The organism is Actinomyces sp. zg-332, assembly GCF_011751945.2.
In the GTDB taxonomy this organism is placed as follows: Bacteria; Actinomycetota; Actinomycetes; order Actinomycetales; family Actinomycetaceae; genus ZJ293.
In genome coordinates, this window is the sequence record NZ_CP064951.1 from 1,354,215 (window position 1) to 1,376,920 (window position 22,706).

Consider the following 22,706-nt stretch of genomic DNA (forward strand, 5'->3'; position numbering starts at 1 on the left):
TATTAATATAAGAACAACAAAAGTAGCATTTTGTTCTGAGTACTTTTATTTATCTAATATTTTCTCTTAGTGCTGTCTATTAGCTCTACAGTATTTTTGATTTCTAACGTAAATATTTTTATCACTAGTAAAAATACTTATAAATAAACTACCACTCTTATAACATTCTAGAAATGTATATTTTCAGTATCCCATAAGTAAAATGATGCTTCATTACCAATAAAAATAAATTGGACAAGTATACCTGTTCACAATAAAACAACACACAATTTTTTATCTTAACACTTCGTAAAGTAAAAAATATTTTTCATACTATTTCCTATCTATAAAAAATAAAACTAATTACAAATTCATAGTAGATTATTTCGTTGGTGTTTTAAAATAAAATTTTAAAATTGTGGAAAACTTACGTAATATCTCAATCAATACCACATTTGTGTAATAAACAATATTTCCAAAACTATAAATATAATATGGCAAATCTAAGAAATAAAACCGTAAATAAAATAGAAATCCCAAAATACTTTCAGTCTACAAACGCAAAGTAAAAGCAAAAGCCAAAATCAACTTTAAAAGAAATACAAGACCCAGAAATACTTAAAACCACATAAACAGTTTTATTTATCTAAAATACATTTAATAAACGTAACCCCCGTTACATATTTGTAAACGGGGTACGATTTCACGAACAATAATACAACTTAACGTGTTTCACGATGAGCTGTTTTAGCGTTGCAACGTGGGCAGTACTTAGCCAATTCTAAGCGGTCTGGTGTGTTGCGACGGTTCTTCTTAGTGATGTAATTACGCTCTTTACATTCTGAGCAAGCCAAAGTAATCTTTGGACGGACATCAGCAGACTTACTAGCCACGGCACTTCCTTTATCTATACTTAGTGCTGCTTTTGCACCACTTAGGTGTAAAAACCAAGTAGCGGGAGCGGGACTCGAACCCGCGACCTCACGATTATGAGTCGTGCGCTCTCACCTACTGAGCTACCCCGCCAAAAGTGGGAAACCACAATGGTTACACCAGAGCCCCGAAGGGGACTTGAACCCCTGACCTTCTCCTTACCATGGAGATGCTCTACCGACTGAGCTATCGAGGCATCGCATAGATTACCAATACGAAAAAACAAAACTGTGGCGAGTGAGGGATTCGAACCCCCGAAGCGTTCCGCAGCTGATTTACAGTCAGCCCCCTTTGGCCACTCGGGAAACTCGCCAATAATTCAACAAAACAAGAGTATATATCAAACGGGGCAATCTAGCAAATAGTAAATAAATAAATTTTAGAAAAAACTATGAAATTTTTAGCAAAATTACCTGAAAACGCTTTTATTTCAGTCTTTACAATATTTTTATTTAAAAGCAATTAAATCGTTTTAAATTTGTAGCTTAATCAAATATCACAAACATCGTACCAGTAAAATTGAAACTATGTTCATTACCACATATTAAGATAGTCTTATTTGAATACTATATTAAATATTTACTTGTAACTAATAGAACAACTCGCGCTATAAAAACTCATTAAACCTTATATTAAGAAGTATTCCAAAAACTTTGAGAATCTTATCGTTATTACTGCTCATAATATTTACGATTCCTAACTTAGTCATATTAAAATGAAAAAGAAGCTCAAGAATCAGTGTAAAATGTTATGTAAAACTTTACGATAGTACACCTGAACGCAAAACTGATAAGCTGACAGAAAATTTATTTCCTGAAAAAGTTACTTATATAAAAGTGTAACCCCAAATAATGGGCTACATTGAACTATTTATACGAAATATTACAAGATGACTAAGTATAAAGTAACTTGGGTAAAAGAAATACAAATCCAAGAGAACAATACAGTTGAAACTACAATGTTACTAACAACAAACAATTTTCAAGAAAACCATAGAGCTTTGCGCAACTCTAAGTCCCCAAAAAGCTAAAGAGAAAAGCACTTATAAGTTAGAAAGCTTCAAAAAAAGGGACGGTACAATGTAGTTTTCCTAACCACCTCTAATATTGGAAAGGATTAATATAAAAATGGCTATGACACAATCAGAAAGAATTAAAAAATATCTAGCAAATACCCTAGAGGCAATAGAAAATAAAAAATGCAGTGTCCTTAAAAGCAAGGCTAAGAATTTTATAACTCAACACCCTACTTTAGAAGAGTTAGAAGTATTTAGAACTCATACCGCTAGCCGTGAGAAAGAGTTGAAAGAGGAATAATAACACCATCTTCATTCATCTTGCCACTACTTTTGCTCCCCTACAACAAACATTCAATTTTTAAGACTAAAACTACCAAATGACATATAAACCCCTAATATTCACTACTACACTTACAACAAACTAAGCAAAAATCAATGCTTACAAATCTAAAATTACGCACCTAGAGAAATTATCCACAATATTAAATAAAACAAATACATAACTGTAAGTAAGCACTATAATGTTATATAGAAATATACGTAAACACTTATTAGGAATAGAGTATAAAATGGCAGATTCATCTTTCGACATCGTTTCTAAATTGGATAGGCAAGAAGTGGACAACGCTGTAAACCAAACAGCCAAAGAAATTTCTCAACGTTACGATTTTAAAAACGTTAACGCAGATATAGAACTCACAAAAGACGCCGTCATTATGCAGGCTAATGCTCCTCAAAGAGTCATGGCTATCCTTGACGTTCTACAAACAAAACTACTCCGTCGAGGTCTTTCTTTAAAAGTCTTAGATACTAAAGATCGTGAACCAAAAGCTTCAGGTAAGGACTATAAACTAGTTGCTCCTCTAAGAGAGGGACTTAACCAAGATATTGCAAAACAAATCACAAAAATTATTCGCGAAAAAGGACCTAAAGGCGTAAAAACACAAATTCAGGGCGAAGAAGTAAGAGTTAGTTCAAAGTCTAGAGATGATTTACAGGCTGTAATAGCACTTTTGAAAGAATCAGATGTAGATGCAGCTCTACAATTCGTAAACTACAGGTAATTCTCATTCAACACAGGGGGAAAGTATGCATTCGCACAATAACGGGTTGAAAACAGTCATATTGCTATCAAGTATGTTCGCAATACTAGCCTTAATAGGTAGTGGATTATCTATAGCTTTCAATCATATAGGCTTCATGTTTTTCTTCATGATGTTTGGATTATGGTTTATATTCTATTCATACTGGAATAGTGACAAAATTGCTATAAGGTCAATGAATGCATACCCTGTGAATGAGCAACAACAACCACAAATGCACAAGATTGTTGCTGAATTGAGTCAAAAAGCTGGAAAACCTATGCCACGACTATATGTAGCTCCTACAAATTCCCCTAATGCTTTTGCTACTGGTAGGAATCCGAACCATGCAGCTGTGTGCTGTACTCACGGAATACTTGCAATACTCAATGAACGTGAGCTAAGAGCCGTATTAGCTCACGAATTAATGCACGTATACAATAGAGACATTTTGACAAGCTCGATTGCAGCTGGAATAGGTAGCTTAATAACTTCTCTAGCACATTTGGCTTTCTTTGCCGGAGGCAGAGGATCTGATAATAGGGGAAATATTTTTTCTTCTATACTCTTAGCACTGCTGGCTCCTGTCGCTTCTACGATGCTGCAACTCGCTATTTCTCGTACAAGGGAGTATGACGCTGATGAAGATGGTGCGCACTTGTGTGAAGATCCGTTAGCTTTGGCTTCTGCTTTGAAAAAACTAGAGTCGGGCATACAACTTGCTCCTTTGCCTGAAACACCTAAAACAGAGCAAGTTTCACACATGATGATTGCTAACCCTTTCGGTAGTTTAAATGCTAAGAATTTCTTTTCCACACATCCACCTACTGAGGAAAGAATAAAAAGATTAGAGGAAATAGCTGGATACTAAGCACGACTTGTATATCTTTAAAAGAGCATTGCATAGAAAGCTTCATCAATCGTAGTTGCATAAAAAGGTATAATTTATTTTTATTACACGAAGCTTATAGTAACGAATCTAAAACTCAAATCTAGTTATCTTCCACTTAGCTTTATGTATCGTTGAAACTTTTATTTTGGGCAAATATCCTTGCAAAAATAGAACAAACTTCATATAAATAAAAATAGTGATTCACAAAATACTATAACTATGTCCCAAAGTAACAGTTTAAAATGACCAGTATATCTATGCGTAAAATCAAACAGACTTTATTGTTTTACAACAAGTTACTACCCATTACTTAGAAGAGTTTTTCACACGTAAAGACTTTAAATACTCTTTCCACTCAGGCCTACATTTATAACTTTCTATTGTTTTCTGAATAGTTTTATTATGTATCCAAGTAGGTAGTAACTTCTGTTCTAAAATAAATATAGCTTTATCATAATGTCTTACTAACACCATACTTAAATACCAAGCAATCCCCATTTTAGTGTAATATTTTTCACTAACTTCACGCTTAGATATTTGAAGAATTAGGTCCAAGTGCGAAATACTAAAGTCATTATCAACAAAATTACACAGCAAAGCAAAACAAGCAAATCTCACTACATATTCTTCATTAGAAAACGCCCACTCAGTGATTCTTCCATAAAGTTTTTCTAAAGTATCCTGTTTTTTCTTCAAAACTTTAGGATTCAAAGCATCGTTCACAGCCCAATTATCAATATACGGCAAAAATTCTTCCACATATTCAAAGATATCGTTAGGATTTTTCAAAATACTTATAACACAAGAATGTAAAATATTTTCCTCATAGTAAGTATGTGGCAAATCCCTAAGGAAACCTTTGCATGACTGTTCATCTTTAGCTATTTCCTTAGCCAATAAACGAATATTCGGCATGCGAACACCTATGATAGTTTCTTTAGATATATTTGGAATATGCTTACTCGTAAAATCCTTGTAGCCTAAATCTTGGTAAGACAATAAGCGCTCTTGTATATCTTTTGGGCTTTTCATATTTATTCCTATACGTATCCACTTTGAAAAATCTGGGAACAACGGCGTTCAGAGATAAAAGAAAGACGCATATTCAACAGTGTCAAAAATGCGTCTTACAATCCCTATATAAGTGGAGGTATTTCCTCTTCATCTCTTGAAATAGCAGTCATTGCTTCACGTGAAACAACTTTTATACGCTCACGTTCTACGCCATGTTCACTCGTATACTTATCCCCTAGTTCACGTTCATAGGCATCAAGCAGTTCCCAACCATGCCAAGTGGTATATTTAACGCCTCTGCCATCTAACAAAGTAGTTATAACATCAGCACCTACCTCGCCACTAGCTTGAAGATAACCAGCATTATAATCTTCAACAAGATTAGCGATAGTTTGTTGCGCATCAGATTTAGTAGAGCCGATGAGACCAACTGGTCCTCGTTTTACCCAACCAGTAGCAAATACTCGTTGTACGCGTTCTCCTTCGAGAGTAAATACACGTCCCTCTTCATTAGGAATAACACCTTTTTCGTTATCAAAAGGAACTCCTGCAATTGGTGAAGAAAAATAACCAATAGCTCTATACACTGCTTGTACTGGAGTATCAATATATTCACCAGTGCCACTTACACTACCATCACCGTTTAACTTCATACGTTCAGTACGGATTCCTTCAACGTGATCTGTACCTAAAATTTCAACTGGAGAGTGGAATAGATGAATATGTATGCGTCGTGAGGCTGTAAAAGATTCAGGGTCTCTCAAAGTCCAATCAGTCAAAGTTTTGACAAGTTGCTTAGTCTGATTCGAAGAGCGAATGGCTTGTTCACTGCCTTCATCAAAGTCAAAGTCTTCCTCATAAACTATTACATCAACATCTGGTACTTGTCCCAGTTCGCGTAGCTCTAGAGGAGTAAATTTGACTTGTGCCGGACCTCTACGACCAAAAATATGTACATCTGTAACAGGGTTTTCAGCCAACCCCTCAGCAACATTTGCTGGAATTTCTGTAACCAAAATATCTTTCAAATGCTTAGCTAAAACACGAGAAATATCCAAAGCCACATTTCCAACACCTATAACAGCAACTTCCTTAGCTTGCAAAGGCCAAGTGCGAGGATAATCTGGATGACCATCGTACCAGTACACAAAGTCAGCAGCACCATAAGATTCTGGTAAATCAATGCCTGGAATATCCAAAGGAGCGTCTTTATCAGAACCTGTAGCATAAATCACAGCGTCGTAGTGTTCTAGAAGTTCGTCAGCAGTCACATCTTTGCCAATGTCAACATTACCAAGTAAACGTATATCTCCACGTTCCAAAATCTTATATAAAGCATTAATAATCTGTTTGATACGTGGGTGATCAGGAGCAACACCATATCGAACCAAACCATATGGAGCAGGTAATTTTTCAAATAAATCTATTTCAACTTCAAGACCTGATTTTGATAGAATGTCGCAAGCATAAATACCAGCTGGCCCAGCTCCAACGACAGCTACGTGCAATTTTCGGTTCAAATTTTTCTCCCTAACGAATACGTCGACAGATATTCTAAGTTTCAAATATAGTACATCTATTTCTTATCGCAAAGAAAAAATATACATTATCCTAGAATAATTAGGAATACCTTACTGAAGATTACGCAAGTAACCATGGGCAACAGTTCCCTCTAGCAAAACTATAAATTTGAGCCGTATTATTTCTCACGATTTACACTATATTTAGCAAACGCTTCCAAAGCTTTACGAACTTCACCTTTAGGCAATATATCAATCGCTTCCAAAGCTTCATTCTTATAGTCAGTTGCAATCTTCATCGTTTGGTCAACCACTTTATTTTGGCGTAGTCGTTGAATTACCGATTGCAACCTATCTTTGTCAGACAAATCTGAATCAATGTCAGCCAAAAGTTTTTGACCATCAGAATCTAGCTCACCCTTGGTAAGTTGCTGTCTCAACAGTAAAATAGGCATTGTATCCACACCTTCAAGCAAGTCAGTCCCAGGAGTTTTACCTGAAGTGTCACTATCGCTACATAAATCTATTACGTCATCTACTAGCTGGTATGCGACACCAATTTTTTCTCCGTACTTTTCTAAAGCTTCAAGTATTTCAGGGTTTAAGTTTGCTGATTCTGCTCCAAAACATAGTGAAGTAGCTACAAGAGAACCTGTTTTATCAGATAGTACTTTCAAATAATGCTCTAAAGCATCAACTCCTTGTTCTGGACCGAAAGTTTCACTCATTTGCCCAGCACACAAACGCTCAAAAGTTACAGCGTAACGCATAATCATTGACGCTGGTAACCTTGAAATAATTTGCGAGGCTCTAGCAAACAGTAAATCTCCAGCTAGTATGGCTAAATTATTTGACCATTGCTCATGAGCCGCAACAGCTCCTCTGCGAATTGGAGCACAGTCCATAACATCGTCATGGTATAAAGTAGCTAAATGGATAAGCTCAACAGCAAGCGCACATTTCACAGCTTGATCAGTGACTTCTTCTTTCTCTCGCCCAAGTTGAGAAGCAAGCAATGTTAACATTGGGCGTAAGCGTTTGCCTCCAGCTTTAGCTAGGTGACCAGTAAGTGGATCAATTAAATTACCATGACCACGTACTTGTTCTAGTAGTTCTTCCTCAACTCTTCCCAACCCATACTCTACAGTTCGTTTAAGATTAGGGAAAGTAAATGTTATACCGTTAGTGAACACTGTTTTCCTGATTCAGTAATAATAAGCTTGCATATACAATTTTAATTATTTACAACTAGCTTTACAACCTAATAACATAGCTTGCACATTTATTTATATATTCCTAATACTAAAGTTTAGTTTGCTATAAGTAGACTATATACAACCACATAAAATTTCCTATAGAGTTTACTTAGTACAACACATTTATAATGCAAAAGTACTTTAAGTAAAATCTCTAAACTCAATATTCTTTTTCCATAGTTCTAAAAACACTTTCTAAACTACATAACAAAGTTACTTACCTTGTTTGAAAAGCACTAATTTAGATTAGAAATAAAGTTCACAGTTTTCAATGTTAAGTATCTCAAATATATCCATAATAAATGCACGTTTCTTTAGGACATAAAAGCCTTAAAAGTAAACACATAATTGTATTACCCATGTATGGATACGTAAAAGCAACCAAACTAAAGAGCTACCATATATGAGTTTAAGGAAACATATCTTGTAAACCCATCACAATAGTTATATTTGAAAAGTTAACATATGCGTATGAAAAAATCTCCTTATTAACAAACTAAAATAAGAAATTATCTAGCTCAGCAATCCGAAAAATGCTGTTGGGAATAGACCACAAACAATAGTTATTATCAGAGAAATAGCTACAACAATCGTATTAGTATTTATACCACTGTCAACAAATACTTCTTTCGATGTATCTAACTGTTCTTTTTTAGCAGTAAACATTATGGACACAAGCCTCAAGTAGTAGAAAGCTGTAATAACAGAAGCAATAATTGCCAATACTACTACAGGTAACATTCCAGCTTTAATACCAGCTGCAAAAACCATAAATTTTCCGATAAAACCAGCAGTCAATGGTATACCTGCATACGAGAGCAAGAATATTAAGAAAGAAACCGCTAAGAATGGGTTTGTTTTCCCTAAACCAGCATAAGAAGATAACGAATTATCTTCGACTTCGTACCCAGTATTTACATCGCGTCTCTTGACCATAGAAATAATAGTGAAAGCACCAACGGTAGCTATCGCATAGGTGAATAGGTAAAATATTATTCCACTATTACTTAGCTTTTGCATTGCCACAACAGCAATCAGTATAAAACCTGTGTGCGCAATAGAAGAATACGCCAATAATCTTTTAACATTACTTTGAGTCAATCCAACAAAAGTACCAACTAGTATTGTCAAAACAACTATGGTCAAATATATCCACATCAAATCAGAATGCATATCTGGGTTTATAGAATAGATAAATCTTGTAAGAACAGCAAAACCAGCTATTTTTACAGTTCCAGCCATAAAACCAGTAACACTTGTAGGAGCTCCTTGATAAGCATCTGGCGTCCAAGCATGGAAAGGAACAGCACCTATCTTGAACAGGAATCCAACTAGAACAAACAATACACCCAAGACATATGCCCAAACCATATTTTGCATTTCAGGAGCAATTTCTCCAAGTGTGTTGAAAGTAAAAGTTCCAGTTGTTCCATACAGCAAAGCAATTCCCATTAGCATAAAAGCTGAAGCAAAAGATCCCATTAGGAAATATTTCACAGCACCTTCTTTGCTATATCTATTGTGGTATTTATTTATCGCAACAAGAACATATAATGGCAAGGACATTAGTTCTAATGCTACAAATAATGTGAGCAATGACTGTGCCATTACAAATACTAGCATTCCCCCAAAACTAAACATCAGTATAGGGAAATATTCAGTGCGCTCTGTACCATAAAAATCTTTTTTATCTACTTCATTATCAGAATTTACAGTCGACGCTAACTTATCTACCGTATTTTCATTACTATTTTTCAGATTAGCAATACTCAAAGATTTGTCTGAAATAAATGGGTTCGAGGCAAAGACATAGCTTTTTTTCAAAGAATTACGATACCCTAAAACTTGGAAAGACAGTATGGTAACTACGATTAAAACAATTTGTATAACACCTGACCATCTATCATATACAAGTTCACCTGCAACTAGTAATTTAGGTGTCTCATTTTTTAGGTTATAGATTGATATACCTAAAGCTGTAAGTAATGCAACATTACCGAATATGATATGTACATAGTAACGATATCTGGCTGGAACAAAGGTTTCAACAATAACTCCCAATATACCTGCCATAAAAACGGCTAATATTGGAGCTATTAGTATCCAATGAATTTCTGGTAACATTACTTTTCTCCTCCAAATACAGCCATACTTTCAATAGAATCTGTTGATTGAATAGCCTTTTCATATTCTAAGAATTGCTTATAATCGCCGTCTGCGTTTTTAACAATCTGTGTCTCTTTATTATAAAAATCAGAAACTTTTGAAAAACTATTCAATAGCAAGTTAGGAAATATACCTATAACTAACATCAAAACAATTAGAACTCCTGCAACAAATTTTTCTCTAAAGTTCATGTCAGGGTATTCTTCATATTTTTTCGATGTTCCTGCAAATATTTTTTGATATGGCAAAAGAATATAAACTGCAGATATTATGACTGCTAATACACAGATGATTGCAACCGTTGGTATTACAGAAAAAACACCCATTAGAACTAAGTATTCAGGTACAAATCCGCTAAGCCCTGGTAAAGCAACCGTTGCTAGACCACTTACTAGGAAACATCCAGCAATTACAGGGGTCTTTCTTTGCATACCTCCCATGGAATTTATATCGAAAGTATTTGTGCGTTTGCCTAAATATCCAGCTGTTAGGAACAGTCCAGCAATACTTACCATGTGTGCAATCATGTATGTCAAAGCACCAGTCATAGCTAAACTTGATCCTATATATATTCCTAAGATTATAAAACCAAAGTGGGAAACTGAAGTTAGGGAAATCAAACGTAAAATATTCTTTTCCCATATAGCTAGTAATCCACCATAGAAAATAGAAATCACAGCCCAAATTACGATATATATAGCTAAAAATTTACTAGCCTTAGGGAATAAAACTAAAGTGAAACTGAGCATACCAAAAGTTCCAATTTTATCTAGTATACCCACTAGTAGAGCTGATGTAGTTGGACGCGCATTCTCAACAGTAGTTGTCAGCCATATATGTACAGGATACATAGGAGCTTTTATAGCAAAAGCTATGAAGAAAGATATAAATACTAGTACTTCTACTCTAAAAGGCAAGTGTAGGCTTTGAGATAAAGTATCCATATTGAATAGATATGGCGTGTATGGAGTATAAATATATATAGTTATTACTCCAAGCAACATCACTAGCCCACCTAGCAAAGAGTACAGCAAAAACTTCATTCCAGCTTTAGCTTTATCCTTGCCGATACCGAATCTAGTAACCATAAAATATGCAGGTATTAGCATTGCTTCAAACGCTAGATAGAATACAAATAAATCACGTGTCGCAAATATAGTAATAATAAAAGCTTCCAAGAATAATACTAATGCTATATAGATTCTTTCAGCACTAATACTATTTAGATACTGGTTTATAGCTCTTCTTGACTCTTTGCTGTGTTTTTGCTCATCTTCATCGTTATCTGAATAGATTAGAGCATATTCATTATCATTCCAACCAGCAATCAAAACTAAAGTAACTAGTAATGCACTACCTAGAATCATAATCAGTGAAAAGGCATTTACCCCGAAGGACCATGTCACACCTAATATTGGTATCCAAGAGTACATTTCACTAAATTGGAACTTTGCAGGAGCAGTAAAATCAAACAGTATACATACTGTAATAACTTCAGCTAGAACTACGACGGAAGTTATTAGACCAATGGGCTTAGCAAAATTGCTGAGCTTTGGAACTGATAAAAGAATAGTGGCAACAATCACTAAAGTCGCAACTATAAAAGAAAAATAAGGAAAATCAAGCAAAGGAGCAACTTGTTCAGTATTAATTCTCATCTTATTCTCCTATATTCCGATTCCAAGTAGTACTGCAAAAAGGACCACGAATGTAACAAAAATATATGCTACATATTGCCTAATGTAACCATTTTGTGTCTTTGAGATTATTTCACCAATTTTTACACAGCCTGTAGCTAGTAAATCTATTAACACATCGATACCTTTATCTGCATATCCTATAAGCTTTGTAATACCCATGAATGGCAAGACAATTAAACGATTATTAATTTCATCTTGATAAAAATCGTTACGTGCAACAACAGCCAACAGTTTATTAGCAGGAGCTACAACTCTAGATTTTACATAAGTAATATAAGCTATACCTAAACCTATAATTACACTAAGCAATGTTAATACTGTTATGACCGGCACTGGCAAGACTGGTTCTGAATGTTTAGCATGGCCTAGTACTGGTTCGAACCAACTTACGAGCAACGAGTTATATGACAGCACCATTCCTAAGAAAACGCTAAACACACTCAAAATAACCATTGGTAGCCACATCAAAATATTGCTTTCATGTGGAGAGTAAGTCCTAGTAAGTGTTGCATTGTGAATACCTTTTTCTACAGCATTGTCAACAGCAGTATCTGAAGTAACTGGACTATGAGCGTTCTTATTATCCACACCATGACTTTGAGTATACGTAAATCTTTCTTTGCCATGGAAAATCATAAAGAACAAACGTGACATATAGAAAGCTGTAACTCCAGCACCCACTAGAGCAACAAATCCGAATATCCAAGCAAAAGTTTCTCCGTGATTAGCTGACATAAAAGCAGCTTCGATTATTTTGTCTTTTGACCAGAAACCACTCAAAGGCGGTACTCCCAGAATTGCTAACCAGCCTATCGCAAATGTTACCCAAGTTATTTTCATATATTTGCTAAGCCCACCAAAATTGAATATTTCAACGTCATCGTTCATGGCGTGCATTACAGAACCAGCACCTAGGAACAGTTGGGCTTTAAAGAAACCGTGTGTAAATAGGTGGAATATTGCAAATGCGTAACCGACTGGCCCTAATCCTGCAGCTAACATCATGTACCCAATTTGGCTCATCGTAGAAGCGGCTAGAACTTTCTTCATATCTGTCTTAGCACATCCAACTACAGCACCGAACACTAGGGTTGCTGCACCCACGATTGCTACAACTAAGGTGACTGTAGGAGTTAGTACATATATAGGAGCTGAACGCACAACTAGGTATACACCTGCTGTAACCATTGTTGCCGCGTGTATCAGTGCTGAAACTGGAGTTGGACCTGCCATAGCATCGCCAAGCCACGCCTGCAAAGGTAGTTGTGCAGATTTACCACAAGCACCCATTAGCAAAAATACACCGATTATGCTTGCTTGAGTCATAGACATGTTGCTGGTAAATACTTCAGAGTAGTTTAGTGAGCCTGTGAAAGCTAGTATTGCCATCATCGCTACAAGCAGACCAGCATCACCTACGCGGTTCATAACAAAAGCTTTTTTAGCAGCTTTAGCATTATTTACGTCATGATTCCAAAAACCGATAAGCAAGTATGAGGTTAAACCTACGCCTTCCCAACCAACAAATAGCAAAGTATATGAATCAGCTAGAATTAAAATAAGCATTGCAGCTATGAATAAATTCAAATATGCAAAAAACCTACGTCTGTCTCTATCATGTTCCATATAAGCTATGGAGTAAACGTGTATTAAGAAACCTACAAAAGTGACTAGAACTAAGAAAATCAACGATAGTGGATCTACTAGAAAAGCAAAACTTAAGTTTATTTTGTCTACGTTTATCCAGTCAAAATATGTGATTTGTTGAACACGTTCAGCTGTTGGCAAAAACATGAAGTGAATTAGCGTGCCAATACCTATAATTGCTGATATTCCACTCGCCATACAAGCAAGTATGTGACCATATTTGTCTACACGCCTAGCTAATACTAATAATAGTAATGCTGATATAAAAGGTACTAATATTACAAGACCTATATAGTTAGTCAGACCTGTCGCTTGTGAATATTTTTCTAGTATTTGTGTTGTAATCATGTTTTTCACCTCCTCTAGTACTTCAAATCACTTATTTGATCGATAGAAGTTGTATTTTTAGTCTTGAATATTGAAATAATTAGAGCCAAACCAATAACTACTTCAGCAGCAGCTACAATAATTATTGAGAAAGCAAAAGTTTGACCTTCAATGTCTGTATGTATTCTAGAAAAAGTAACCAACATCAAGTTTGCAGCATTTAACATTAGTTCTATTCCTAGTAATGATATTAGTATGCTTCGCCTAATAATTACTGTTACTGCACCTATAGTAAACATCAGGAGAGCAAGAATAATATAATTCGTGTAAATCATTGTTTTTCTCCTGTACTACCGTCAATAATTTCTATCTTATTTTCAGGTGCTTTACCAATTTGTCCACTAAGCTTGTAAGTTTCAAAAATTGAATCTTCAATTACTTCACCTGTGTCCCCTGATATATTTTCCATATTACAAGCATTCGAAGTGGCATATACACCTGGCATTGCTTTTTGTGAAAGAGTGTTTTTGCCTTCAGCAAATTCACGCATTCTTTGTTCAGCTAGTTCTATTTGAGACTGCCCAACATGCTTTCTACCTGAATGGACGAGCAATAATGCCCCTATAGCAGCAGCGACTAATAGTATCGCCAAAATATGCATAGTAAAGTAGTGTTTTGTGAAGAAAGATACTGCTATGAGTTTTGGGTTTTCTGTAGATATATTTTTTTGCACTTCGTGTTTTTCTGTAACGTTTACAGACACGTATAATGCGAATATAAATAGGAAAGCAAACACTATCCCAGAAATTATTCCAAGTATTTTCAAAGCATTAGTTCCCTTATTTGATACTACTTTATCTTTATGATGTGTGCCTATTAACATTATTACAAATAGGAACATCATCAAGATTGCACCTGTGTAAACAACTATCTGTGTTATACCGAGGAAAGTAGCATTTTGAGCTATATATAGCACCGCTAATCCGAGCATTACTCCGAGCATAGACACAACAGCGTGTACTGGTTTTTTAGCAAAACAAACACCCAAAGCACAAGCAATCATTATTACGGCGCATACCCAAAATAAGGTGGTCTCGGTCATGAGAAAGTCTAACATCAGTTTTCCTCCAAACCATCACTTTGTTTTGGATAATTAGAGTCAGAACTACTAGCAGAATCAAAGTTTTTCAAACTTTCATCTTCTGGTCTATTTTCTTTAACCCATTCGATTTGATTAGCCGTTACCCCTCTTATTTGACCCTTATAGTAAGTTCTTTCAGTACTATTTTCTGCCATTGGATGAGGTGGATTTAGCATTGTTTTTTCCAAAGGAACAAGCAAATCTTCTTTATCGTAAATTAGTTTTCGTCTAGTGTCATCAGCTATCTCAAAATCGTTATTCATAGTTAAAGCTCTTGTAGGACAAGCTTGAATACACATACCACAAAATATGCAACGCAAATAGTTTACCTGCCATATTTTGCCGTATCGTTCACCTGGAGAATACTGTTCCTCAGGTGTATTTTCTCCAGCTTCAACATAAATAGCGTCTGCTGGGCAAGCCATTGCACACAACTCACAGCCAACACACTTTTCCAAGCCATCTTCATGCCTGTTAAGCTGATGTTTACCATGGAATCTAGGTTCCGTTGGTGTTTTCTTGAACGGATACTGTTCAGTAACATACGGTTCAAATGCTGATTTGAAAGTTACTCCAAACCCTGCAACTGGGGCAAGCATTTCCTCAATAGGTCCCTGCTTGTCATGTTCAAAGAACTCTTCTCCGTATTTTTCTTTTTCAGTCATTGCTCTCACCATTTTCAGTTGGCTGCTGCACTTGATTGTGTTCCAAACGTTTTTGACGCTCAGATTTTTCAAGTTTTTGTCCAGGTAAAGCTGGAACTGGGAAACCTTGTACAAGATTAGGTATTATTTCGTAGCCATCGTCGTCAACTTCAAAGCCATTAGAAGCATATTCACCATAAGCTTTAACTTTGGAATCGCCATCGCTTGAATTTTCATGCTTCTTGTTCTGGTTCTTTTTATTCTTAGCAAATAGTAAAGAAATGAATGGCGAAATAATCATCAAAGCTAAAATACCTATAACTGCGTAAGCCGTAATTCTAAGCGGTATTGATCCATTTAACATAGTAAATATATCTACTTTCCATAAGACTGCTGATGCTTGGGAAAGCATGACGATAAATAACCACACTAGAGATGCTGGTATGAGTACTTTCCATCCAAATTTCATGAATTGGTCATATCTGAAACGCAATAATGTAGCCCTTATCCAAACCATCATGATTATGAAGAACCAAACTTTTCCAATAAACCATAGTATTGGCCAAAAACCAGTATTCAAGTATCCATCAGCAATATAAGATAACCCGAATGGAGCACGCCATCCACCTAAGAATAAGGTAGTAGCAACTGCTGAAACGTTGAACATATTTATATACTCAGCTAGGAAAAACCAAGCAAATTTCATGGAAGAGTATTCAATCATGTGTCCAGCTAAAAGCTCACCTTCTGCTTCAGGTAAGTCAAATGGTAGCCTATTTACTTCACCCATCATTGATATGAAATATATTATGAAAGCTGGCATTAATGGGAACATCCACCACACTTGTGTTTGTGCGTCCACAATCTCGCTTGTTGACATCGACTTTGAAACCAAAAATACAGTAACTAGAGATAGCCCCATTGATAGTTCGTAAGAAATTATTTGAGCACAAGATCGTATAGAACCTAGCAAAGGAAAAGTCGAAGTAGAGGACCAACCGCCAAGTACGATACCGTATACTCCCAAAGCAGTAATTGCCAATATATATAGGACTGCCACATTCATATCAGTCAACTGCAAAGGTGTAGAATGCCCGAAAATTTCAACATTAGGTCCAAATGGGATAACGCTGTAAACCATGAAAGCTGAAAAAGCTACAAGGAAAGGAGAAAGAACATAAATGAACTTATCTGCACCTTTTAGCCAGAAATCTTCTTTCATGACTAGTTTCAATGCATCCGCAATTGATTGAAATAGCCCAAAAGGACCATGTACGTTAGGACCTGGGCGGGTTTGCAATAATCCTATTCCACGACGTTCAACCCACAAAGCCATGATGACAGAAGTGAGCAAAAATCCGACTATGAATGTGGCTTTAATCGCAGTCAACCACCATGTTTCCTGAGAGAAATCAGCCATTGGTAGCAGTATTGCAGGTATATTAGTCATTGCTTTCCTCCAATACCTTCTCTATTCCATTTGCACAGCACAAGTCTAATTTTTCAATCAACACTTTTTGCCCGTTATCTATCTTCAATGTCTTATACACCTTACTGTTACAAGCATTTTGAGGAATCCAAATCATTTTGTCGCTCATTTGAGTAATTTGTACGGGTAAAACTATTGATTGTAGATCCGTTTCTAGATTTTCACTATGGGTATCATTTAAGGTATCAAAATAGGTAACAATTTTAATTTTGTCACCTGTTTTTATACCAAGCTTATTAGCAGTATTTTGTGATAACCTAGCAACACTCATTCTGGAAGAATTTTGTAGATGTATATTAGATTTTATCTTTATTCCGTCATCTAGCAGAGTTTTTGATGTCACTAAACTCAAGACATTATCGGCTAAATTATCATTAGATACTTCAGGAAGTACACTTTCATAGTAGTCTAATTGCTTGACATGCTTAGATATTGATTCAACTTTTTCTAACTCGGCGTGAACTTTAGCCAATGTTTGTAAGTTCAAATCAACGTTTTTTAGCTCAGCAATAGTTGATAGGACTTCCCTGTCGCTCATAAATACTGTTGTAAATAGCTGTCCGAAAGGTAGCTTATCTCCAACCCAGTTTACGTATGTACCGTTCTTTTCGCTAGGTGGTGCAACAGGTAAAACTATGTCAGCAAAGCTAGTCACTTCACTTTCCCTAACTTCTAAGGAAACAACATTAGCTTTCTCTAGAGCTTTGATAAATTTTTCTCGATTAGGATAATCATCAATATCAACACCACCAACAAACAAAGTCTGTATTTGTCCAATTATGACTTTATCTAAAATATCGTCATAATCTTTGTATTCATCAGTAGGTATTAAACTATCCCATATTTGGGAAAGTTCAGCCAGTGATTCATTATCTTTTACACTAATTGCATTAGGTAGCAAGTTAGGTGTTATTCCATACCTAAAACCAGCACCTTCACTTATACGCCTTGGTATGAAAGCTAGTTTTGCTTTTATTTTTTCAGCAAATTCCACAACAGTTGGTAAGTAATCTACTGCTTTCTCGCCGGCAATTACTACTGCACTATTCTCAGTTAAATCTTGTATAAGCTCTGAGTATGACTGTGAATTGAAAAGTTCATTTAGCTTATCAGCTTGCTTACCTACTTCATATTCCAAAAGTTTTGCAGATAATTTTTTAGAACCTGGACTTTGAAATGGGTTTAATGCGTAAACTTTAGCGGAATTATTCCTGACACTCTTGTATAGTTTTAGGAAAACGCTCGTACATTCTTCTTCCGGTTCAAAGTCAATTAGAACTATATTCTTAGCATTTTCTAAATCTACGTATTCAGCGAAGTTTTCTTTGCTGTCTAAATATTCTATTGAACGGTTATAAGCAAAGATTTCTTCATTTACATTTGTATGTCTGTATCTGAAGTCAATAGCATTAGTTTGTCCAACAACCCTAGCAAATTTTGACCAAGCATAGGCATCTTCAACTGTTAAACAACCACCTGGTAAAAAGCCTATTTTAGTTTCTAGCAATGGAAGTAATTTCATGTAGGCATTACCCCAACTACTTTCTTTACCATCAACTATTGGTTTAGTTATACGGTTTTTATCATTTTGCCAAGTGTAACCAAAGCGCTCTTTATCGTTTAACCAACCTTCAGTAGTTTCATAGTCACCAGACACATTCCGTCGAAGAATCTTATTGTTTCTTATGTCTACGTTCAAAACAGTACCTGAAGAATCAAACTCACTTACAGCTTGATGAGTCACAAGGTCAAAAGGACGTGCCTTAAAACGATAAGATTTAGATGTCAAAGCACCAACTGGACAAATATCTATAATATTTCCACTAAAATATGAAGCAAAACTTTGTCCTTTTGATGTCAATAAATCTAGGTCTAAGTCAGAGCCACATGAATTTGAAGCGTCACCAAAGTAAAAATTACCATCACTATCTGGAGCGAATCTACCGATTTCTTCTCTAGTACCTCTAAGTTGTAAGTCAATAAATGGATCTCCAGCTATTTCCTTAGCAAAGCGCACGCATTTTTGGCAAAGAATACATCTTTGTCTATCTAATAATATTTGTTCAGAAAGTGAAACTGGTTTTTCTTTTACACGCTTTTCATCACAAAAACGAGATTGCGTACGACCAACTTGATAAGCATGATCTTGCAAAGGACACTGACCTGCTTTATCACATATAGGACAATCTAAAGGATGGTTCAATAAAATGAACTCCATTATTCCCTCTTGTGCTTTCTTTGCTGTTTCACTAGAAAGCTGAGTTTTCACCTCCATATTTTCCATCACGGTCATAGCGCAAGATGGTTGAGGTTTAGGCATTGGTCTTACAACGCCTTCTCTATCAGGCATAGCAATTTCTACTAAACACTGTCTACAAGCCGCAACAGGTTTTAGCAAAGGATGGTCGCAAAAACGAGGTATATGTATACCTAGTTCTTCAGCAGCACGTATCACCAATGTGCCAGCTGGAACACTCACTTCTTTACCATCAATTTTTAAGGTAACTAAGTTTTGTTCAGTCATTTTTGTCACCTCCAAAAATTGTAGTTCTCTTATACGGATATAGTTCCCAAGCTGGTATGGATTTACATCCTGCTTCAAATTCTTCTCTGAATGTTTGAATACCAGACCTAACAGGAGTACAAGCAGCATCACCTAAGGCACAGAAAGAACGACCTGCTAAGTTTTGAGTAATATCTAGCAATAAATCAACGTCACCTTCATGTCCTTTACCTTCTTCAATCCTGTGAAGTATTTTACGCATCCAATATGTACCTTCACGACATGGAGTACACTTTCCACAAGATTCATGATTATAGAAATCTGCCCAACGGGTAACAACGCGAACTGCTGATGTAGTCTCGTCAAAGACTTGTAAAGCTCTAGTACCAAGCATAGAACCAGCTTGTCCTACTGACTCATAATCCAAAGGTATATCTAAGTGCTCTTCGGTAAAAATCGGAGTTGAGGAACCACCTGGAGTCCAAAATTTTAACTTATGCCCTTTTCTTATTCCACCAGCCATATCAATAAGTTCTCTCATCGTTATCCCCAGTGGAGCTTCAAATTGACCAGGATTTTGAACATGTCCTGAAAGTGAATATATGGCATGTCCTTTAGATTTTTCAGTACCTAAACCGGCAAACCATTCATCTCCATTAGCAATAATTCCTGGAACACTGGAGACAGATTCGACGTTATTTATAATTGTAGGTCTAGCATATAGACCTGCTACTGCTGGGAAAGGAGGTTTTAATCTCGGGTGTCCTCTGCGTCCTTCAAGTGAATCTAAAAGAGCTGTTTCTTCACCACAAATATAGGCACCAGCACCAGCATGCACAGTAATTTTTAGGTCAGGCACATACTGTTTATCAGTAAATTCTCTAGCTGCTGCAAGTAACCTACGATAAACGTGTACTACTTCACCTCTCAAATAAACAAAAGCGTGTTTTGACTGTATAGCATGACAAGCAATAGCTATTCCCTCAATTAGTAGGTGTGGATTAGCCATCAAGAAAGGTATGTCTTTACAAGTACCAGGCTCTGATTCATCAGCATTTACAACAAGATACCTATCTTTTCCATCATAAGGAGGTAAGAATGACCACTTTAAACCTGTTGGGAAACCAGCACCACCACGTCCACGCAAACCTGAATTTTTAACGATTTCGATAACTTCTGCTGGTTCCATTTTAAGAGCCTTAGGCAATGCTTGATACCCACCATTTGCTATGTAGGTATCAATTTTCCAAGAATTTGGAATACCCCAGTTTTTACTTAGTACTGGTAAAAGTTTTGAAGCTGTCATTTTTCTCCCTCCCTCATATTCGAGTTAGGATTTTTTTCTATGTAAGAGTCGTATATTCTCTTACCTAACAAGGTCGATTCACCTGCGGACACACCTTCATCTACTAATCCATCTTCAAAACCAGCAAGAGTGCGAGATATTTCTTTAAAAGTATGTACTTTTTCAGGTCCTCTAGTTGGGTGTATTTGTTTTCCAGCTTGAATGTCTCGCACAAGTTTCAAAGCAGTTTCAGGGGTCTGGTTATCAAAGAATTCCCAGTTAACCATAATTACTGGTGCATAGTCACAAGCAGCATTACATTCCACAGCTTCTAAAGTTATCTTTCCATCAGCGCTAGTTTGATCATGACCTATTTCTAGGGCTTTTGAAACACATTCAAAAATCTCATCTCCACCCATTACTGCACATAGAGAGTTGGTACATACTCCTATGGTGTATTGACCGTTAGGGTGTCTTTTGAATTGACTGTAAAATGTAGCTACCGCACTGACTTCAGCTTCAGTAATTCCAAGTATCTTCGCACACGCTTTTATTCCAGAGTTACTAACGTAACCTTCATAGGCTTGCACTAAATGCAACATTGGTATTAGTGCTGATCTTTCATTACCCTTAGGATATCTGCGTTTTATTTCCTCTGCTTCTACTGAAAAATTTTCTATATCAAATTCTCTTACATGCTCTTCATTTTGGATAAAGTCATCACGCTTTTGCGAAGTTGTTGTTGAAGATGTCATCGGTCTACACCTCCTAACACTGGATCAATCGAAGCTAATGTCACAACAAAATCAGCTATTTGACTACCTTCAGTCATAATTGAAGTTGACTGTAAGTTAGAAAATGATGGGTCTCTGAAGTGTGCTCTATAAGGTTTATTTCCTCCATCTGAGACCAAATGTACACCCATCACACCCTTAGCGTGTTCAATAGTTGTGTATACCTGTCCCTTAGGAACATCGAAACCGTGGCTTATCATCTTGAAATGGTGTATCAAGGACTCCATCGAAGTACCCAAAATTTCGTCCACATATTTAGGGTTATTTCCTTGACCATCTTTACCTACAGTTAAATCAGATGGCCAACCAATTTTTTTGTCCTCAACCATTATCGGACTATGATCATTTTCTAAGCGTTCCAATGCTTGTACAATAATCCTTAATGACTCATAACATTCGTCAAATCTAACTGCTGTTCTGTTGTAGCTGTCAGACTTATCCCTAACGGGGATGTTGAAATCATAGGTTTCATATCCACAGTACGGTTGCAGCTTTCTCATATCCATTGGTAAGCCTGTAGCACGCAAACATGGGCCTGTAAGTCCTAATGCCATGGCAGCTGGTAAGGAAATATATCCAACGTCTTTTTGCCTTAGCTTGAAAATTGGGTTTTCCATAGTTAAATCTTGCATTTTACCGATATCTGCCCTGATTTTTGGTAGTAAATTATGTATAAATTCAACCGTATCTTCAGGTATATCAGTAGCAACTCCGCCAGGCCTAATATAGGCATGGTTCATACGCAAACCTGTAATGTGTTCTAGGATTCTTAGAATATTTTCCCTAGCCCTAAAACCAATAGTAAGCATTGTGGTAGCACCTAGTTCATTTCCACCTGTACCAATTGCAACTAGATGTGAAGCAATGCGATTTAGTTCCATGAGTAAAACTCTAATAGCATCTACTCTAGTAGAAACTTTTATACCTAAGAGTTTTTCAACACCCATACAATAGGCGACTTCTTGGAATAGAGGAGCAACATAATCCATTCTCGTACAATAAGTAACTCCTTGAGTCCAAGTACGATATTCCATGTTCTTTTCTATACCTGTATGTAAGTATCCTGTACCCACCCTGCAGTCTTTAATTGTTTCACCCTCAATCTCACACACTATTCTCAAAACACCGTGAGTAGATGGGTGAACAGGACCTATGCTGATAACTGCTCTATCTATCGCTTGCTCTTTCATTGTCTCAGCAAGCTTTGCCCAATCATCGTCTTCCATCTCTATATAAGGAAGATCACAATGTTCATCTGGAGATAGAGTAGCTTTAATTTTTATCCCATTATTTGCAAAGTTTTCTTGCTCTTGCAT

General features: G+C 36.2%; 18 protein-coding genes and 3 tRNA genes. 3 read left to right on the plus strand and 18 right to left on the minus strand.

Annotation, left to right across the window (positions count from 1 at the left end; all coding sequences use genetic code 11):
- Nucleotides 1-701: 701 nt before the first annotated feature.
- The 4 genes from rpmG to HCQ94_RS05415 all read right to left on the minus strand — a co-directional run bounded on the left by rpmG (nucleotide 702) and on the right by HCQ94_RS05415 (nucleotide 1,225).
- Complete coding sequence (rpmG, locus tag HCQ94_RS05400; RefSeq protein ID WP_166978478.1) at nucleotides 702-872, minus strand: 50S ribosomal protein L33; 171 nt, start codon at nucleotides 870-872, stop codon at nucleotides 702-704.
- Nucleotides 873-931: 59 nt separating this feature from the next.
- Nucleotides 932-1,005 (minus strand) — tRNA-Met (locus HCQ94_RS05405).
- A 30-nt stretch (nucleotides 1,006-1,035) separates the two neighbouring features.
- A tRNA-Thr gene (locus tag HCQ94_RS05410) sits at nucleotides 1,036-1,108 on the minus strand.
- 35 nt (nucleotides 1,109-1,143) lie between these two features.
- Nucleotides 1,144-1,225, minus strand: a tRNA-Tyr gene (locus tag HCQ94_RS05415).
- Nucleotides 1,226-2,039: 814 nt separating this feature from the next.
- Here HCQ94_RS05415 and HCQ94_RS05420 point away from each other — a divergent pair.
- The 3 genes from HCQ94_RS05420 (at nucleotide 2,040) to htpX (ending at nucleotide 3,883) form a co-directional block, all read left to right on the plus strand.
- A complete protein-coding gene (locus tag HCQ94_RS05420; RefSeq protein ID WP_166982508.1) occupies nucleotides 2,040-2,228 on the plus strand; it encodes a hypothetical protein in 189 nt (62 codons plus the stop codon).
- A 271-nt stretch (nucleotides 2,229-2,499) separates the two neighbouring features.
- Entirely contained in the window at nucleotides 2,500-2,994 is a 495-nt protein-coding gene (locus HCQ94_RS05425; protein ID WP_166978476.1) for a YajQ family cyclic di-GMP-binding protein, read from the plus strand.
- Between the two features lie 25 nt (nucleotides 2,995-3,019).
- Entirely contained in the window at nucleotides 3,020-3,883 is an 864-nt protein-coding gene (gene htpX, locus HCQ94_RS05430) for a zinc metalloprotease HtpX (protein WP_166982510.1), read from the plus strand.
- Nucleotides 3,884-4,210: 327 nt separating this feature from the next.
- On the opposite strand, the gene HCQ94_RS05435 is transcribed toward htpX, so the two are convergent.
- From HCQ94_RS05435 to HCQ94_RS05500, 14 genes are all read right to left on the minus strand, one after another.
- Entirely contained in the window at nucleotides 4,211-4,936 is a 726-nt protein-coding gene (locus HCQ94_RS05435) for a DNA alkylation repair protein (RefSeq protein WP_166982512.1), read from the minus strand.
- A 104-nt stretch (nucleotides 4,937-5,040) separates the two neighbouring features.
- Nucleotides 5,041-6,438 carry an FAD-dependent oxidoreductase gene (locus HCQ94_RS05440; protein ID WP_166982514.1) on the minus strand — a complete coding sequence of 466 codons (1,398 nt, stop codon included), beginning with the start codon at nucleotides 6,436-6,438 and terminating at the stop codon, nucleotides 5,041-5,043.
- Nucleotides 6,439-6,617: 179 nt separating this feature from the next.
- Nucleotides 6,618-7,631 (minus strand): polyprenyl synthetase family protein, encoded by a 1,014-nt coding sequence (locus HCQ94_RS05445; protein ID WP_166982516.1) that lies wholly within the window; start codon nucleotides 7,629-7,631, stop codon nucleotides 6,618-6,620.
- A gap of 576 nt (nucleotides 7,632-8,207) precedes the next feature.
- Nucleotides 8,208-9,818, minus strand: a complete 1,611-nt coding sequence (nuoN, locus tag HCQ94_RS05450) for an NADH-quinone oxidoreductase subunit NuoN (protein WP_166982518.1) — start codon at nucleotides 9,816-9,818, stop codon at nucleotides 8,208-8,210.
- Nucleotides 9,818-11,518 (minus strand): complex I subunit 4 family protein, encoded by a 1,701-nt coding sequence (locus tag HCQ94_RS05455; protein ID WP_166982520.1) that lies wholly within the window; start codon nucleotides 11,516-11,518, stop codon nucleotides 9,818-9,820. The genes nuoN and HCQ94_RS05455 overlap by 1 nt, the downstream gene beginning before the upstream one ends.
- A 9-nt stretch (nucleotides 11,519-11,527) precedes the next feature.
- On the minus strand, nucleotides 11,528-13,555 hold the full coding sequence (nuoL, locus tag HCQ94_RS05460; protein WP_166982522.1) for an NADH-quinone oxidoreductase subunit L: 2,028 nt from the start codon (nucleotides 13,553-13,555) through the stop codon (nucleotides 11,528-11,530).
- 14 nt (nucleotides 13,556-13,569) lie between these two features.
- On the minus strand, nucleotides 13,570-13,869 hold the full coding sequence (gene nuoK / locus HCQ94_RS05465) for an NADH-quinone oxidoreductase subunit NuoK (RefSeq protein WP_166978462.1): 300 nt from the start codon (nucleotides 13,867-13,869) through the stop codon (nucleotides 13,570-13,572).
- Nucleotides 13,866-14,651 carry an NADH-quinone oxidoreductase subunit J gene (locus HCQ94_RS05470; RefSeq protein ID WP_166982525.1) on the minus strand — a complete coding sequence of 262 codons (786 nt, stop codon included), beginning with the start codon at nucleotides 14,649-14,651 and terminating at the stop codon, nucleotides 13,866-13,868. Before HCQ94_RS05470 ends, nuoK begins: the two co-directional genes overlap by 4 nt.
- The gene (nuoI, locus tag HCQ94_RS05475; protein WP_166982527.1) at nucleotides 14,651-15,340 is read right to left on the minus strand and encodes an NADH-quinone oxidoreductase subunit NuoI; all 690 of its coding nucleotides are present in this window, start codon (nucleotides 15,338-15,340) and stop codon (nucleotides 14,651-14,653) included. The genes HCQ94_RS05470 and nuoI overlap by 1 nt, the downstream gene beginning before the upstream one ends.
- Nucleotides 15,333-16,769 (minus strand): NADH-quinone oxidoreductase subunit NuoH, encoded by a 1,437-nt coding sequence (gene nuoH, locus HCQ94_RS05480; RefSeq protein ID WP_166982529.1) that lies wholly within the window; start codon nucleotides 16,767-16,769, stop codon nucleotides 15,333-15,335. The genes nuoI and nuoH overlap by 8 nt, the downstream gene beginning before the upstream one ends.
- Entirely contained in the window at nucleotides 16,762-19,332 is a 2,571-nt protein-coding gene (locus HCQ94_RS05485) for an NADH-quinone oxidoreductase subunit G (protein WP_166982531.1), read from the minus strand. The genes nuoH and HCQ94_RS05485 overlap by 8 nt, the downstream gene beginning before the upstream one ends.
- On the minus strand, nucleotides 19,325-20,617 hold the full coding sequence (gene nuoF / locus HCQ94_RS05490; RefSeq protein WP_166978452.1) for an NADH-quinone oxidoreductase subunit NuoF: 1,293 nt from the start codon (nucleotides 20,615-20,617) through the stop codon (nucleotides 19,325-19,327). The genes HCQ94_RS05485 and nuoF overlap by 8 nt, the downstream gene beginning before the upstream one ends.
- Complete coding sequence (gene nuoE, locus HCQ94_RS05495; protein WP_166978450.1) at nucleotides 20,614-21,351, minus strand: NADH-quinone oxidoreductase subunit NuoE; 738 nt, start codon at nucleotides 21,349-21,351, stop codon at nucleotides 20,614-20,616. The genes nuoF and nuoE overlap by 4 nt, the downstream gene beginning before the upstream one ends.
- The gene (locus HCQ94_RS05500; protein ID WP_442858907.1) at nucleotides 21,348-22,706 is read right to left on the minus strand and encodes an NADH-quinone oxidoreductase subunit D; all 1,359 of its coding nucleotides are present in this window, start codon (nucleotides 22,704-22,706) and stop codon (nucleotides 21,348-21,350) included. Before HCQ94_RS05500 ends, nuoE begins: the two co-directional genes overlap by 4 nt.

Coding starts and splice junctions, on each gene's coding strand:
- HCQ94_RS05420 (WP_166982508.1), top strand. CDS start 2,040: ATGGCTATGACACAATCAGAAAGAATTAAAAAATATCTAGCAAATACC.
- HCQ94_RS05425 (WP_166978476.1), top strand. CDS start 2,500: ATGGCAGATTCATCTTTCGACATCGTTTCTAAATTGGATAGGCAAGAA.
- htpX (WP_166982510.1), top strand. CDS start 3,020: ATGCATTCGCACAATAACGGGTTGAAAACAGTCATATTGCTATCAAGT.
- HCQ94_RS05435 (WP_166982512.1), bottom strand. CDS start 4,936: ATGAAAAGCCCAAAAGATATACAAGAGCGCTTATTGTCTTACCAAGAT.
- nuoN (WP_166982518.1), bottom strand. CDS start 9,818: ATGTTACCAGAAATTCATTGGATACTAATAGCTCCAATATTAGCCGTT.
- HCQ94_RS05455 (WP_166982520.1), bottom strand. CDS start 11,518: ATGAGAATTAATACTGAACAAGTTGCTCCTTTGCTTGATTTTCCTTAT.
- nuoL (WP_166982522.1), bottom strand. CDS start 13,555: ATGATTACAACACAAATACTAGAAAAATATTCACAAGCGACAGGTCTG.
- nuoK (WP_166978462.1), bottom strand. CDS start 13,869: ATGATTTACACGAATTATATTATTCTTGCTCTCCTGATGTTTACTATA.
- HCQ94_RS05470 (WP_166982525.1), bottom strand. CDS start 14,651: ATGTTAGACTTTCTCATGACCGAGACCACCTTATTTTGGGTATGCGCC.
- nuoI (WP_166982527.1), bottom strand. CDS start 15,340: ATGACTGAAAAAGAAAAATACGGAGAAGAGTTCTTTGAACATGACAAG.
- nuoH (WP_166982529.1), bottom strand. CDS start 16,769: ATGACTAATATACCTGCAATACTGCTACCAATGGCTGATTTCTCTCAG.
- HCQ94_RS05485 (WP_166982531.1), bottom strand. CDS start 19,332: ATGACTGAACAAAACTTAGTTACCTTAAAAATTGATGGTAAAGAAGTG.
- nuoF (WP_166978452.1), bottom strand. CDS start 20,617: ATGACAGCTTCAAAACTTTTACCAGTACTAAGTAAAAACTGGGGTATT.
- nuoE (WP_166978450.1), bottom strand. CDS start 21,351: ATGACATCTTCAACAACAACTTCGCAAAAGCGTGATGACTTTATCCAA.
- HCQ94_RS05500 (WP_442858907.1), bottom strand. CDS start 22,706: ATGCAAGAGCAAGAAAACTTTGCAAATAATGGGATAAAAATTAAAGCT.